Source organism: Saccharothrix sp. NBAS 001, from assembly GCF_056640475.1.
The window spans coordinates 9,913,369-9,927,500 of sequence record NZ_CM153251.1 but is presented as its reverse complement, the minus strand read 5'-3'; the positions used below and the strand labels follow the sequence as shown (position 1 = coordinate 9,927,500).

The following is a 14,132-nucleotide window of genomic DNA, read 5'->3' as shown; positions in this document are numbered from 1 at the left end:
CGCACCTCGATCCACCCACCGGGCACGTTGTGCCGCACGGCGTTCTCCAGCAGGTTGCCGGCGATCCGCTCCAGTAGCGCCGGATCCCCCACGGCCGGCGCGGGCCCGGTCACGAACGACGCCCGCACCTGGTGCTGTTCCGCCTCCACCCGCACGGCCCTCCACGCGGACTCGACCACGGCGTTCAGGTCCACGGGCTCCCGCACCGCCAACCCCAGCCCGTCCGTGCGCGCCAACAGCAGGAGCGCGCTCACCAACTGCTCGGCGCGTTCGGTCGCCGCGCGCACCACGGACGCCATTCGCCGCAGCTCGGCCTCGTCGGCGTCGGGATCGGTGAGCGTCACCTCCAGCTCCGTGCGGATCACCGACAACGGGGTGCGCAGCTCGTGCGAGGCGTTGGCGACGAACCGGCGCTGCGAGTCGAACGCGGCCTGGAGCCGGTCGAGCATCTCGTCGAAGGTGTCCGCGAGTTCGGCGACCTCGTCGCGCGGCCCGACCAGCCGGAGCCGCTCCCCCAGTGACTCGGCGGACAGCTTGCGCGCCGCGTCGGTCACGTCGTGCACGGGCCGCAGCACGCGGCCGGTGATCGTCCACGCCAGCAGAGCCGCCGCAGCGACGACGCACAAGAAGGCGATGGCACCCGATCGGAGGACGTCGTCGCGGGCCTGCTGACCGAGCGCATCGGCGAGCACCCCCGCATCCACGTCGACCCCGTCCACCCGGACCGTGCTGCCGTCGGCGAATCGGGGTGAGGACGCGACCACCCGCCCGACGAGCATCCAGCCGAGCAGGAGCAACAGGCCGCTGACGAACGCCACCAGGCCGGTGGCGAGCAGCGTCAGGCGGACCCGGAGACCCGGTCCACGCCTGCGCAACCCTGTGTTCAGCGCGTGCCGTCCTGGGCGACGCCGGCCGTGGGCACGCGGTAGCCCGAGCCGACCACGGTGTCGATGATCCCGGGCTCGCCGAGCTTCTTGCGCAGGGTCATCACGGTGACCCGGACGGTGGTGGTGAACGGGTCGGCGTTCTCGTCCCAGACGCGTTCGAGCAGTTCCTCGCTGCTCACCACGGAACCCTTGGCGGCGAGCAGCACCTCCAGCACGCCGAACTCCTTGCGGGTGAGTTCGATCGGCCGCCCGGCGCGGCGAACCGTGCGGCGGGCCGGGTCGAGTTCGACGTCACGCGCGGTGAGCAGCGGCGGCGTCGCCGGGGTCGCGCGTCGGGCCAACGCGCGAACGCGGGCGACCAATTCGGGAAACGCGAAAGGCTTGGCGAGGTAGTCGTCCGCGCCGAGCGACAGACCGGCGACGCGGTCGTCCAGGCCGGCGCTGGCGGTGAGCATCATGACCCTGGTGAGGGCGCCGGAGCTGAGGATCTCCTTGCACAGCTCGTCGCCGGACATGCCGGGCAGGTCGCGATCAAGCACGACCACGTCGTACCTGGTCACGGTGGATTTCTCGTGACCTGTCTCGCCGTCGTAGGCGACGTCCACGGCCATACCCTCGCGCCGCAGACCACGCGCGATCGCGTCGGCCAGTGGCACCTCGTCCTCGACTACCAGGATCCGCACCACACAAAGGTGCCACACATCCCTGAGAACCGGCTTAGCGGCTGAGTCGCGTCGCGCCCGACCGCCTGGCCCACGCACCAGTCCCCCACCACCGGCGGACTCGCGCTCCAGACCAGGGCACGCAAGCTCACCGTTTCCAGGTACGACTTCGGCCCGCCGTCCGTACCGGCACCGGTCGGGCGGTTCTCGGGACCGGGCTCGCTCCGGCTACCGGGCGTGACGAGCCACCGCCGCGCCCGGTAGGCGGAGCGGACAGGCGGCTCGGGCGGGGCGAGCGGTGCTCGCGTCGGCGGCTCCTGGGTGCGCACGTCGCGCGCACACACGTCATGGCCGCACACCACGCACATCGCGGGCGCACACCACGCACGTCGCGGGCGCATATATCGCGCGCACGGGCGCGCACGGGCGCGCACGGGCGGGCCTGTCGCGCGCACGTCGCGTTGCGCAGGCGGGCACGTCGCGAACGCGTGGCGGCCGGGTTGCCAGGCGGCCGGGTTGCGGTCGGCCGGCACGTCGCGGGCGAGTGGCGTGCCCATCGCGGGCACGTGGCGCGGGCGGACGGGCGGGTGGCGGTCGGGTGGGGCGGCGGCAGGTGGGTGGCGGTTGGGCGGGGGGTGGTCGTTGGGTGCGGCGGCGTGAGGGTGGGTGCGGTAGTGGGTGGTCGGGGTGACCTCATGCTTCACCGAGTATGGGTAACGGTGTTTTCGTACCCATTCATGTTTTGACCACTCGGTTGTGTGATGTGTGCGTGTTGGGCGTTGAGGTGTGGGGCGCGGAGGTGTGGGGCGCGGAGGTGTGGGGCGGAGGCAGGGTGGCGGGGCGGTGAGTGGAGTGGAGTGGTGCGGAGGGGGTTAGCGGGAGTCGCGGAGTACGACGGTTTGGTGGGCGGTTTGAAGGGTTCGCAGTTGCAGAAGGGTCGGGTGTTCCTCTGCCAGGCGGGCTGCGTTGAGGAGGGAGCGCAGGGCTGCGGTTTCGCCTCGGGCTCGTTCTAGGCAGGCTCGGGCTTCGCAGCGCGCTACCAGTTCGGCCAGGGCGGCTTTGCGCAGTTCGGCCGGCATCACGACGTCTCGCACGGCTGCCTGGCGCAGTTCGATGCCCAGTTCCGCCACGCGTGGTCGCACGATGTCCTGGACCTCGTTGGACAACTCACCCCTGGCCGGGTCCACCTGGTCGTGGGTGCGTTTCAGGACCGCGGACCTCAGCGCCAGTTGCAGGGCCAGGTGGAGTTCGGCGGTCGGGTCGGCCACCGTCACCACGAACGCGGTCGCGTCGGTCACCGCCCAGGTCACCACCAGGGTCACCCGGATCAGCACGCCGTCGGACGTCGGGACGTCCTGCCACGCCGGGGTCTGCGAGCGGGGCCTGGTGTCGACTCGGTGCACCTGGTCGCGGCGGCCCACGTCGTGTTGTCCGGGGCCTAACTCACCGACCAGTTCGCCTCTCTGGAAGTGCACGGCGCGCTCCCACGGCATCAACGTGTGTCTCAACGTCCCCTCCTCGGCCCGCGGCGGCGCGGGACCGTGTCCCCGGCCGTGGAGCGGGGGGCGGGGGCACTGGGCCCGCAGAGCCCGCCGCCCGGTGGTCGGCCGGGGGCACGGCGACATGGGGTGTGAACCCACTCGCGTCGGCAGCGCGTTGTGCTTTTCCGGCTGGGATCGCGGGACCCCGGGCGGCAGTGCCGCCCCGGGCCGCTCGCCGGTGCGGGAGGAAGGGTAGCGGTTACTTCTCCACCCGGGCTTCGATTTCGGCGGGCTCGCCCGCGACGACCCACTCGGTGATCCGCCGGGCCACGTCCTGCGCGGTCAGGCCCAGGTCGGACAGCACCTCGGCGCGCTCGCCGTGCTCGTGGAAGTCCTGCGGGATGCCCAGGTCGCGCAGCGGGGTGGCCACGCCCGCGTCGCGCAGGGCGGCGGCCAGGGCCCAGCCGAACCCGCCGTGCCGGCCGTTGTCCTCGACCGTGACGACCAGGCGGTGCTCGCGGGCCAGCTCGACCAGGTCGGCCGGCACCGGGAACACCCAGCGCGGGTCGACCACGGTGACGCCGATGCCCTGGTCGGCGAGCCGCCGGCCGGCGGAGACGCCGAGCTGCCCGAACGCCCCGACCGCGACCAGCAGCACGTCGGTGTAGCCGGAACGGGCCAGGACGTCGACCTTGCCGACGCGTTCCAGCGCGGGCAGGTCTTCGCCGACGGACGCCTTCGGGTAGCGCACGACCGACGGCGCGTCGGAGATCTCGACGGCTTCGCGCAGCTCCTCGCGCAGCGTCGCGGCGTCGCGCGGGGCGGCCACGTGGATGCCGGGGATCAGGCCGCAGATGGACAGGTCCCACATGCCGTGGTGGGACGCGCCGTCCGGGCCGGTGATCCCGGAGCGGTCGAGCACGACGGTGACGCCCTGCTTGTGCATGGCGACGTCCATCAGCAGCTGGTCGAACGCGCGGTTGAGGAACGTCGCGTAGATCGCCACGACGGGGTGCAGGCCGCCCATGGCCAGGCCGGCGGCCGAGGTCATCGCGTGCTGCTCGGCGATGCCGACGTCGAAGCACCGGTCGGGGTGCAGGCCGGCGAACTTGTCCAGGCCCGTCGGGCCGCGCATGGCGGCGGTGATGGCGACGATGTCGGGGCGCTCGGCGCCGAGCACGGCCAGTTCGTCGGCGAAGACGTGGGTCCAGGTGCGCTTGGCGGGGGTGAGCGCCTCGCCGGTGATGGGGTCGATGACGCCGGTGGCGTGCATCTGGTCGGCCTCGTGGTTCTCGGCCGGCGCGTAGCCGTTGCCCTTGCGGGTGACGGTGTGCACGATGACCGGCCCGCCGAAGGACTTGGCGCGGCGCAGCGCGGACTCCAGCACGGGCAGGTCGTGGCCGTCGACGGGGCCGATGTACTTCATCCCGAGGTCTTCGAACATGGCCTGCGGGCTGAGCGCGTCCTTGATGCCGCGCTTGGCGGCGTGCAGCGCGGCGTAGACCGGCTTGCCGACGAAGGGCGCGTTCTGGAGGGCGTTCTTGCCGCGTTCCAGGGCGCGTTCGTAGCCGGGTTGCAGGCGCAGCGACGCCAGGTGGTCGGCCAGGCCGCCGATGGTCGGCGAGTAGGAGCGGCCGTTGTCGTTGACCACGATCACCACGGACCGGTCGCGGCCGGCGGCGATGTTGTTGAGCGCCTCCCAGCACATGCCGCCGGTGAGCGCGCCGTCGCCGACGACCGCGACGACGTGGCCGCGCTTGCCGGTCAGCTGGAACGCCTTGGCCAGGCCGTCGGCGTAGGACAGCGCGGTGGAGGCGTGGCTGTTCTCCTCGACGTCGTGCTCGCTCTCCGAGCGCGACGGGTAGCCGGACAGGCCGCCGCGCTGGCGCAGCGTGTCGAAGTCGGCCCGCCGGCCGGTGAGGATCTTGTGCACGTAGCTCTGGTGCCCGGTGTCGAAGACGACCGGGTCCTGGGGGGAGTCGAACACGCGGTGCACCGCCATGGTGAGTTCGACGACGCCCAGGTTGGGGCCGAGGTGGCCGCCGGTCCGGGAGACCTTGTCGACCAGGAACCGCCGGATCTCCTCCGCGAGCCGTACCAGCTCGTCGTGCTCCAGCCGTTTCAGCTCCGCCGGTCCGTGTACGGATTCCAGCAGCGTCACCGCTCCACCTCGCCCTGTGGTTGGCTTCCCCGATCGTCCGGTCAGTCTACGGACCACTGGCTGAGACGCCGCTCAGCGAACGGGCCTCAGCAGCGCCACGCATTCGACGTGGTGCGTCATCGGGAACGCGTCGAACGCCCTGAGCTGGGCCAACTCGTAGCCGTGGTGGGCGAACGCGGCGATGTCGCGGGCCAGTGCCGCGGGGTCGCACGCGACGTAGACCACACGGGCGGGCCGGCTGCGGGCGATCGCGGTGACGACCTGGCGGCCGGCGCCCTTGCGCGGCGGGTCGAGCACGACGACGTCCGGCGGCAGGTCGGTGAACTCGGGGGTGTCCAGGACGTCTTCGGTGCGGCCCGGGTGCCAGGAGACCTGCGGCAGGTCGGACAGGTTGAGCCGGCCGTCCTCGACCGCGTTGGCCGAGGACTCGACCACGGCGACGGACCCGTCCTCGCCGACCTGCTCGGCCAGCACGGAGGCGAACAGGCCGACCCCGCCGTAGAGGTCCCAGGCGCGTTCGCCGGGCTGGCAGTCGGCCCAGTCGCGGACGACGGCCGCGAGGGTGTCGGCGGCGGCCGGGTGGACCTGCCAGAAGCCGTCGGCGCGCAGGTTCCACGCGCGGTGCGCGGCGAGTTCGGTGGCGGTGCCGCTGCCCTGCCGGCGGCGGGCCGGTCCGGGCAGCGGGCGGCCCCGGCGGACGACCGGCGGGCCGATCTCGGTCAGGTGCACCTGGCCGCCGGCGTCGCGGGTGACGACCAGTTCGGCCTTGGCCGGCCACGTGCGGTCGGTCACGCCGTCGAGCGCGCCGGGCGCGGCGATGCCGCAGTGGTCCACCGGGATCACCTGGTGGCTGCGGTGGGCGCGGAACCCGGCGCGGCCGTCCGGGCCGACCGCCAGCCGCATCCGGGTGCGCCACTGCTCGGGGCCGCCGGGCAGGTCTTCGACGATGACCTCCCAGTCGAGCTTGGCCAGCCGGTGCAGCTGCTCGCTGACGACCTCGGCCTTCAGCTCGCGCTGGGCCTGCCACGAGGCGTGCTGCCAGTCGCAGCCGCCGCACCGGCCTGGTCCGGAGAACGGGCACGGCGGCTGCACCCGGTCGGGGGACGCCTGGAGGACCTCGACGGCGTCGCCGCGGCAGAACGAGCCCCCGGTGTCCTCGGTGACCCGCACCCGGACCCGCTCGCCGGGCAGCGCGTGCCGGACGAAGACCACGCGGCCCTCGTACCGGGCCACGCAGTGCCCGCCGTGCGCTACCGCGCCGACCTCGACTTCGATCAGCCGCTGCTTCCAGGTGGCCGTCACTTGCCGTCCTTCTGCTCCGCGCCGCCCTGGTCGGGACCGGGTTTCTCCGGTCGGGCCCGGGTGGCGCCGCCGCGCTTGTCCAGGCCGCGCCGGATCGCTCCGGGCGCGACCACTTCCTTGTGGGTCACCTTCGTGGCCGACGTCAGCTGCCACGGCACGCTGGTCACCATCACGCCGGGCTGGAACAACAGTCTGCCCTTGAGCCGCAGCGCGCTCTGGTTGTGGAGCACCTGCTCCCACCAGTGACCGACCACGTACTCGGGGATGAACACGGTGACCACGTCGCGCGGGTTGTCGCTGCGGACCCGCTTCACGTAGTCCAGCACCGGCTTGGTGATCTCCCGGTAGGGGGATTCGATCACCTTCAGCGGCACCTTGAAGTTCTCCTTCTCCCAATCCTGCACCAGCCGCCGGGTGTCCGCGTCGTCGACGTTGACGGTGACGGCCTCCAGCACGTCGGGCCGGGTGGCCTTGGCGTAGGCGAGCGCGCGCAGGGTGGGCATGTGCAGCTTGGAGACCAGCACCATGGCGTGGTTGCGGGCGGGCAGCAGGCGCTGGCGCTCCTGCTGGCGCAGCTCCTCGGCGACCCGGTCGTAGTGCCGGCGGATCGCGGTCATCAGGGCGTAGATGGCGGCCATCGCGGCGATGGCGATCCACGCGCCCTTGGTGAACTTCGTGATGAGCACCACGATCAGCACCGAACCGGTCATGACCAGGCCGAACGCGTTGATCGCCTGGGAGCGGCGCATCCGGTTGCGGGCGGCGGTGTCGGTCTCCGAGGCGAGCAGCCGGTTCCAGTGCCGGATCATGCCGGTCTGGCTCATCGTGAAGGACACGAACACGCCCACGATGTAGAGCTGGATGAGCTTGGTCACCTCGGCGTCGAACGCGATGACCAGGATCACCGCCGCGCCGGCCAGGAAGATGATGCCGTTGCTGAACGCCAGCCGGTCGCCGCGGGTGTGCAGCTGGCGGGGCAGGTAGCGGTCCTGGGCGAGGATCGAGCCGAGCACCGGGAAGCCGTTGAACGCGGTGTTCGCGGCGAGCACGAGGATCAGCGCGGTGACCACGGTGATGAAGAAGAACCCGACCGGGAAGCCGTCGAAGACCGCCGCCGCGATCTGCGCGACCATGGTCTTCTGCTCGTAGCCGGCCGGGGCGTTGACCAGCTGGTGGGCCGGGTCCTCGGCCATCTTCACGCCGGTCATCTGGGCCAGCACGATCAGGCCCATCAGCATGGCGACCGCGATCAGGCCCATCGCGAGCAGCGTGGTGGCGGCGTTGCGGGCTTTCGGCTTGCGGAACGCGGGCACGCCGTTGGAGATGGCCTCCACGCCGGTCAGCGCGGCGCAGCCGGAGGAGAACGCGCGCAGCACGAGGAACACGAACGCCAGGCCCATGAGGTGGTCGTCCTCGGCCCGCAGCTCCAGGCCGGCGCTCTCGGCGCGCATCTCGTCGCCGAGGAACAGGCCGCGGAACAGCCCGTAGCCGATCATCAGCAGGACGCCGATCATGAACGCGTAGGTCGGGATGGCGAACGCCGACCCGGACTCGCGCAGCCCGCGCAGGTTGACGGCGGTCAGCAGGACGATGGCGACCACCGCGAACTCGACCTTGTGGGTGGCCACGAAGGGGATGGCGGAGCCGATGTTCGCGGCCGCCGACGAGATCGACACGGCCACGGTGAGGATGTAGTCGACCAGCAGGGCGCTGGCCACGGTCAGCCCGGCCCTGGGGCCGAGGTTCACGGTCGCGACCTCGTAGTCGCCACCACCGGACGGGTAGGCGTGCACGTTCTGGCGGTAACTCGCGACGACCGTCAGCATCACGACGACGACCACGACCCCCACCCAGGGGGCCATCGCGTAGGCGCTCAGCCCGGCCACCGACAGGACCAGGAAGATCTCCTCGGGCGCGTACGCGACGGACGACATGGCGTCCGACGCGAACACCGGCAAGGCGATTCTCTTGGGGAGCAGGGTGTGCGCTAGTCGATCGCTCCGGAAGGGCCTGCCGACCAGGAGGCGCTTGGCCGCTGTTGCGAGCTTGGACACGGGTCGAAAGCGTAAGGGGTCAGGTCCCCTGGTCGGAGTAATCCTCGGTAGGTTCTCCCCAGGCGTCGTTCAGGAGGCATTCGTGCACGTGGTGATCATGGGCTGTGGCCGGGTGGGCTCGTCCCTGGCCAAGGCCCTGGAACGCCTGGACCACCAGGTCGCGGTGATCGACAAGGACGCCCAGTCCTTCCGCAGGCTGGGTGCGGACTTCCACGGCCAGCACGTGGTGGGCAACGGGTTCGACCAGAAGGTGCTGATCGAGGCCGGCATCGAGCGTGCGGGCGCGTTCGCGGCGGTGTCCAGCGGCGACAACTCCAACATCATCTCCGCGCGGGTCGCGCGCGAGACGTACGGGGTCGAGGCCGTGGTGGCCCGGATCTACGACGAGAAGCGGGCGGCGGTGTACGAGCGGCTGGGCATCCCCACCGTGGCGACCGTGCCGTGGTCGACCGACCGGTTCCTGCGGATGCTGCTGCCCGAGGGGGCGTCCACGGCGTGGCGCGACCCGTCCGGCTCGGTGGCCGTGCTGCCGCTGGACCTGCACGAGGACTGGGTGGGGCACTCGGTGCGCGACTTCGAGGACGCCACCGGCTGCCGGGTGGCGTTCGTGATGCGGTTCGGCACCGGCGTGCTGCCGGACGCGAAGACGTTGTTGCAGGCGGACGACGTCGTGTACGTGGCGGCGTTGTCCGGGACAGTGACCGATGTGGCCGCCGCGGCGGCTCACGCGCCCGAGGAGGGCTGAGGTGCGGATCGCCATTGCCGGGGCCGGTGCGGTGGGCCGGTCGATCGCGGCGGAGCTGGTCGCCGACGGGCACCAGGTCATGCTGATCGAGCGGGACCGGGCGCACTTCGAGCCGCACACCGTGGAGCAGGCCGAGTGGGTGCAGGCCGACGCGTGCGAGCTGTCGTCGCTGGAAGACGCCGGGATGCAGCTGTGCGACGTGGTCATCGCGGCGACCGGGGACGACAAGGTCAACCTCGTGGTGTCGCTGCTGGCCAAGACCGAGTTCGCGGTGAAGCGGGTGGTCGCGCGGGTGAACAACCCGACCAACGAGTGGCTGTTCACCGAGTCGTGGGGGGTGGACGTGGCGGTGTCGACGCCGCGGATCCTGTCCGCGCTGGTCGAGGAAGCCGTGACGGTCGGCGACGTGGTGCGGCTGATGACGCTGCGGCAGGGGCAGGCGAACCTGGTCGAGATCACCCTGCCGGCGGACACCCCGTTGGGCGGGGTCGCGGTGAACTCGCTGGAGCTGCCGCGTGACGCCGCCCTGGTGACGATCCTGCGCGGCGGGCGGGTCATCGTGCCCACGCCGGACGACACGTTGGAGGGTGGCGACGAGCTGCTGTTCGTCGCGGCGGCGGACGTGGAGCGCGAGATCAGGTCCGCGCTGGGGTACTAGTCGGCCGGAGTACCGGGCTGCGAGGTGCTGACCGGCGCGGTGCCGATCTGCGGAGTGCTGATCTGCGGGGTGCCGGCCAGGCCCGCGTCGGCGAGGACGCCGACCAGTTTCGTCGCGCCGGACGGGGTGAGGAACAGGTAGGAGTCCTCGCCCAGACCGATCTCGACTTGGCCGTCGGGCGTGACGGTGCACTTCACGGCGGTGTCCCCGTGCACGTCGATGGTGGCGGACACCCTGGCCGAGCCCATTCCGATGAACACGGAGCCAGGCTGCGGCGAAAGCCATCGACTTCGATCCGGGCGTTCGAGAGCTGTTTCATCCCCGGCAACCGGCAACCGCGCGATTACGCGCACGCCTGTTCCGCAGCGGGCCACCCTACGTCCGGCTGACCGAGGTCGAGCCCCGGATGGCGGCTCGCCTCGCCCGAAGTGATCGTCCGGAGGGCGACGAGCCGCTCTCACTGTTCGTCCTGCTCGGCGAGTCGGCGCTGCGCCGGCGGATCGGCGGCCCGGAAGTGATGCGGGCGCAACTCGCCCACGTCGCGGAGGTGATCGCGATGAATGAACACGCGGATCTCCGAGTGCTGCCATTCGAGGTGGGCGCGTATCCGGCCCTCGGTGGAGCGTTCTGGGTGCTGTCCTTCGCATCGCCCGCGCTGCCCGAGGTCGTATACCAGGAGACGTTGACCTACAACACTTTCATCGATCAGCGCCAACAGGTGCGCGAGTACGCTGTGGCACTGGCGGAGACGACCGAACAGGCGCTCGGCTCGGCGGATTCGCTCGTGCTGATCCGAAAGCCGTCCGAGGGGATGAAATGGCCCGGTCCGAATGGCGCAAGAGCAGTCGGAGCAATCAGGTCAACGAGTGCGTCGAAGTTCTGCTGACGCGGCAGTCGTCGGGCGTGCGGGACTCCAAGAACACCGGCGGGCCGGTGCTCGCCTTCCCCGTCGCGAGTTTCGCCGCTTTCCGCGACTCGGTGAAGATCAGCCGCACGACGCCGTGACGCTCGCGGTGGTCAGGTCCGGCGTGGCGGCGCGGAACGTGTTCGTCGCGGTGCCCAGGCACGTGTAGGTCGCGATGCCGAAGCCGGTCGCGACGGTGTGCCAGACACCGGTGTTCGGGTCGATCCGCTGGACCACGACGTCGTCGAACGTGATGGTGACGGGTTCGCCGCCCGGCACTCCCCGGCACATCGTGTAGCCCCGTCCGACGACCGTGCCGCCGGACGGGGTCACGGTGGCCTTGGGCGTGCAGGTCGTCGCCGACGCGGCCGGAGGGGCGACCAGGGTCAGGCCGGCCACCGCGACCGCGGCGAGCAACCCGGCCGACGTGCGGGACAAGACCTTCGACATGGCGAGGACCCCCGGGGTTCCGTCGAGCGAAGCAGCCGGGACCAGCCTAGGAGCGCGGGGCCGCCCGGCGTTCCCCCGCCGGGAGCGGGTTGCCGGCACCGTTCGGGCCGGCGTGGCCGGGACCGCGCGGCGCAGCGGCCCCGGGCTTCCGGGGCCGCGTCAACGGGTCTTGCGGTCGGACCGGTCCGCCCGCTCAGTGCTCGTCGGCCGGGGTCGGCTGCTGGGCCCGCAGGCGCTCTTCCGCCTCGCGGTTCTCCTCTTCCTCACGGGCCTGGGTGGCCTTGAGGCGGCGGTCCGAGCGGCGGACCGCCCACACCGTGGCGATCAGCGCGACGGCCATCAGCGGGTAGCCCATGGCGAGCTTCGCGGCGGCCAGCCAGCCCACCGACGCCTCGTCGTAGAGCCAGCGCTGCACGACGAACCGCGAGCCGAACACCAGCGCCCACACCAGGGTCGCGATGTCGTAGTCGCGGACCGACGCGCGGTCCTTGCGCCACGCGGTGCCCTGGCCGTTGAGGAAGCTCCAGATGACGCCCGCGAGCGGCCAGCGGATCAGGATCGACCCGAGGAACACGCCGCCGTAGACCAGGCTCTGCCAGATGCCGAACAGGAAGAAGCCCTTGGCGTCCCCGGTCCGGTAGGCGATGAAGGCCGCGATGCCCACGCCGAAGACGGCCGAGATGGCCGGTTGCAGCGAGCCCTTGCGCATGGCCAGCACGATGCCGATGAGCACCGCCGACCCCAGGGCCGCCCAGATCGCGGGCATCAGCCCCGCGAACGCGTTCACCAGGACGAAGACCACGACGGGCAGGGACGAGTACAGCAGTCCGCTGACGCCGCCCATCTGCTCCAGGAGGGTCGGCTGCTTCTCGGTTCCGGTTGTCGTCATGAAGCGTTCTGCAACTCGTAGTAGGGGTTGTAGAGCACTTTGCGCCCGTCCCGCACGGCGATGCGACCGCGCGCCTTGATGGTCCGACCCGGTTCGATGCCCGCGATGCGCCTGCGGCCCAGCCAGACGAGGGTGACGCCCTCGGTGCCGTCGTACAGCTCGGCCTCCAGGGTGGCGGCGGCGTCCCGGGGGCACAGCTCCACGCTGCGCAGCCTGCCGAGCACCGTCACCTCCTCGCCGGACTTGCAGTCACACGCGCGGACGGCGCCGACCTCCTCGGCTTTTCGAGAGAGGTCGTCGGCGTCCAGCTCGCTGACGTCGGTGGTCAGCCGACGCACGAGGCGGCGCCAGTAGCCGCCCCCAGTTGTGGTCATCCCCGACTCCTGGGTGCATCCGTGGGCCTCGACAGCGAAGCCCGTCCAAAGTCCAGCGTAACCGGGTACACCCGATCGGGTATCCGGCTGGGGGAGGATGTCAAACCATGACTTCGAGGGACGTCGCGCCCACTTTCGTCGTGCTCCCCGGGACGGCGTCGGACGAGGTGTTCGTCCGCTCCGCGTTCGCCGGGCCGCTGGCGTCCTCGGGGTTCGGGCTGGTCGCGCCGCCGTCGCGCTCGGTGGCCGCGCACTTCGCCGCGCTGGACGCGGCGTGGGACGGGAAACCGCTGGTCGTGGGCGGTGTGTCGTTGGGTGCGCAGGTCGCGGCGCGGTGGGCCGCCCGGTACCCGCAGCGGTGCGCCGGGGTGCTGGTGGCGCTGCCCGCGTGGGTGGGTCCGGCCGGTGACGCGCCGGCGGCGCTGGCCGCGAGGGCGAGCGCGGCCCTGGTTGACAGTGAAGGATTGGCCGCCGCGGTGGCCGGGGTCGACGGGTGGGTGGGCGCGGAGCTGCGCCGGGCGTGGCCCCGGTACGGCGACCGGTTGGCCGACGTCCTGCGGGAAGCCGCCGGCTGCGCCGCGCCGACGACGGCCGAGCTGCGCGCGCTGGACGTGCCGGTGGGCATCGCCGCGTGCACCGACGACCCCGTGCACCCGCTCGGGGTGGCCGAGACCTGGCTGGACGCCCTGCCCCGGGCGGCGCTGGAGACCACCACGCTGGACGCGCTCGGCGCGGACCGCGAAGCCCTGGGTCGCGCCGCGCTCGACGCCTACCTCAAGGTGGCGTGAGGCGTCCGCGCGAGAACCACACCATCGTGTAGGACCGGTGGACCACGCTTCCGAAGTACCCCGCGAGGGGGAGGAGAACGGCCGGCGGACGACCGCACCGGCCCGGCGCGGACCGGAGGACAACGGGCCGCGCCGCGCTCGACGTCCGACTAGCCCTGCTGCTGCTGGGCGGCGATGTGCCGGGCGATCGCCTCGGGCAGCTCGATCGGCAACGGGGTGCGGACCGGCATCGGCCGGTCGCCGCGCACCACCACGGTGTCCCGGATCAGCTCGTACAGCGCCTCGACGGCCTGCACCGACTGCTCCTCGGACGGCGCGGCGGCGACGCCCCGCAGCATCCAGCGGGGGCCGTCCACGCCGACGAACCGCAGGTGCACCTCGTTGTTGCGGGCCCCGATCTCCTCGCCCCAGTCGCCGTTCTCCCGGTTGATCCGGAAGCCGTCGCCCTTGAGCTGGTTGATCAGCTCGGCGCCCACCTCGGGCCAGAGCCTGTCCGCCTTCGGCGCGGCGAACGCGCTGACCGTCAGCTGGCCGACCGGCGTCAGCAGGTGCACCGCGCGCACCTCGCCCGCCGGGTCCATCTCGACCTGGAGCTGGGCCCCGTCGGGCACCGGCAGCCGGATCGAGCCCAGGTCGAGGCGGGTCAGGCCGTCGTCGGGGGCCTCCCCCTCGTCGAACGGGCCCTCGCCCGAGCCGTCCTCCGGGACCTCGGCCTCGGGTTGCGCCGTCCCCCGGTTCGCGGAGTGCCTACCGCGCTTGCGGCGCTGTCCGAACATC

Annotated in this window: 16 protein-coding genes (1 of these 16 running past the window's edge); 5 read left to right on the top strand and 11 right to left on the bottom strand. The window is 72.0% G+C overall.

Annotation, left to right across the window (positions count from 1 at the left end; all coding sequences use genetic code 11):
- The 6 genes from AC0HI0_RS45045 to AC0HI0_RS45020 all read right to left on the bottom strand — a co-directional run.
- Positions 1-875, bottom strand: partial view of a sensor histidine kinase gene (locus tag AC0HI0_RS45045; RefSeq protein WP_480929577.1) — the 5' portion only. It extends 253 nt beyond the left edge of the window; the window shows 875 of its 1,128 coding nt (coding positions 1-875); it begins with the start codon at positions 873-875; its stop codon lies beyond the left edge, outside the window.
- An 8-nt stretch (positions 876-883) separates the two neighbouring features.
- A complete protein-coding gene (locus AC0HI0_RS45040) occupies positions 884-1,570 on the bottom strand; it encodes a response regulator transcription factor (RefSeq protein WP_480929576.1) in 687 nt (228 codons plus the stop codon).
- 851 nt (positions 1,571-2,421) lie between these two features.
- Entirely contained in the window at positions 2,422-3,042 is a 621-nt protein-coding gene (locus AC0HI0_RS45035; protein WP_480934532.1) for a slipin family protein, read from the bottom strand.
- A gap of 247 nt (positions 3,043-3,289) precedes the next feature.
- Entirely contained in the window at positions 3,290-5,191 is a 1,902-nt protein-coding gene (dxs, locus tag AC0HI0_RS45030; protein WP_480929575.1) for a 1-deoxy-D-xylulose-5-phosphate synthase, read from the bottom strand.
- 72 nt (positions 5,192-5,263) lie between these two features.
- Positions 5,264-6,493 (bottom strand): class I SAM-dependent RNA methyltransferase, encoded by a 1,230-nt coding sequence (locus AC0HI0_RS45025; RefSeq protein WP_480929574.1) that lies wholly within the window; start codon positions 6,491-6,493, stop codon positions 5,264-5,266.
- Positions 6,490-8,547 (bottom strand): APC family permease, encoded by a 2,058-nt coding sequence (locus tag AC0HI0_RS45020; protein ID WP_480929573.1) that lies wholly within the window; start codon positions 8,545-8,547, stop codon positions 6,490-6,492. Before AC0HI0_RS45020 ends, AC0HI0_RS45025 begins: the two co-directional genes overlap by 4 nt.
- Here AC0HI0_RS45020 and AC0HI0_RS45015 point away from each other — a divergent pair.
- Together AC0HI0_RS45015 and AC0HI0_RS45010 are read left to right on the top strand one after the other, a co-directional pair.
- Positions 8,474-9,292 (top strand): potassium channel family protein, encoded by an 819-nt coding sequence (locus AC0HI0_RS45015; protein WP_480929572.1) that lies wholly within the window; start codon positions 8,474-8,476, stop codon positions 9,290-9,292. The two genes, AC0HI0_RS45020 and AC0HI0_RS45015, sit on opposite strands and share 74 nt — an antisense overlap.
- A gap of 1 nt (position 9,293) precedes the next feature.
- The gene (locus tag AC0HI0_RS45010) at positions 9,294-9,950 is read left to right on the top strand and encodes a potassium channel family protein (protein ID WP_480929571.1); all 657 of its coding nucleotides are present in this window, start codon (positions 9,294-9,296) and stop codon (positions 9,948-9,950) included.
- Here the strand turns inward: AC0HI0_RS45010 and AC0HI0_RS45005 are convergent.
- Entirely contained in the window at positions 9,947-10,210 is a 264-nt protein-coding gene (locus tag AC0HI0_RS45005) for a hypothetical protein (protein ID WP_480929570.1), read from the bottom strand. The two genes, AC0HI0_RS45010 and AC0HI0_RS45005, sit on opposite strands and share 4 nt — an antisense overlap.
- A 23-nt stretch (positions 10,211-10,233) precedes the next feature.
- On the opposite strand from AC0HI0_RS45005, the gene AC0HI0_RS45000 reads away from it, so the two are divergent.
- Positions 10,234-10,836 carry a DUF5753 domain-containing protein gene (locus AC0HI0_RS45000; RefSeq protein WP_480934531.1) on the top strand — a complete coding sequence of 201 codons (603 nt, stop codon included), beginning with the start codon at positions 10,234-10,236 and terminating at the stop codon, positions 10,834-10,836.
- Positions 10,767-10,955, top strand: coding sequence for a DUF397 domain-containing protein (locus AC0HI0_RS44995; RefSeq protein ID WP_480929569.1), 189 nt, complete (start codon positions 10,767-10,769; stop codon positions 10,953-10,955). The genes AC0HI0_RS45000 and AC0HI0_RS44995 overlap by 70 nt, the downstream gene beginning before the upstream one ends.
- Here the strand turns inward: AC0HI0_RS44995 and AC0HI0_RS44990 are convergent.
- The 3 genes from AC0HI0_RS44990 to AC0HI0_RS44980 form a co-directional block, all read right to left on the bottom strand.
- Positions 10,936-11,304 carry a hypothetical protein gene (locus tag AC0HI0_RS44990; protein WP_480929568.1) on the bottom strand — a complete coding sequence of 123 codons (369 nt, stop codon included), beginning with the start codon at positions 11,302-11,304 and terminating at the stop codon, positions 10,936-10,938. The two genes, AC0HI0_RS44995 and AC0HI0_RS44990, sit on opposite strands and share 20 nt — an antisense overlap.
- Positions 11,305-11,497: 193 nt before the next feature.
- Entirely contained in the window at positions 11,498-12,193 is a 696-nt protein-coding gene (locus tag AC0HI0_RS44985; protein ID WP_480929567.1) for a DUF3159 domain-containing protein, read from the bottom strand.
- Positions 12,190-12,567 carry an OB-fold nucleic acid binding domain-containing protein gene (locus tag AC0HI0_RS44980; protein WP_015099236.1) on the bottom strand — a complete coding sequence of 126 codons (378 nt, stop codon included), beginning with the start codon at positions 12,565-12,567 and terminating at the stop codon, positions 12,190-12,192. The genes AC0HI0_RS44985 and AC0HI0_RS44980 overlap by 4 nt, the downstream gene beginning before the upstream one ends.
- Before the next feature lie 107 nt (positions 12,568-12,674).
- On the opposite strand from AC0HI0_RS44980, the gene AC0HI0_RS44975 reads away from it, so the two are divergent.
- Positions 12,675-13,355, top strand: a complete 681-nt coding sequence (locus AC0HI0_RS44975; protein WP_480929566.1) for an alpha/beta fold hydrolase — start codon at positions 12,675-12,677, stop codon at positions 13,353-13,355.
- A gap of 149 nt (positions 13,356-13,504) precedes the next feature.
- On the opposite strand, the gene AC0HI0_RS44970 is transcribed toward AC0HI0_RS44975, so the two are convergent.
- Positions 13,505-14,131 carry a DUF3710 domain-containing protein gene (locus tag AC0HI0_RS44970; RefSeq protein ID WP_480929565.1) on the bottom strand — a complete coding sequence of 209 codons (627 nt, stop codon included), beginning with the start codon at positions 14,129-14,131 and terminating at the stop codon, positions 13,505-13,507.
- Position 14,132 lies beyond the last annotated feature (1 nt).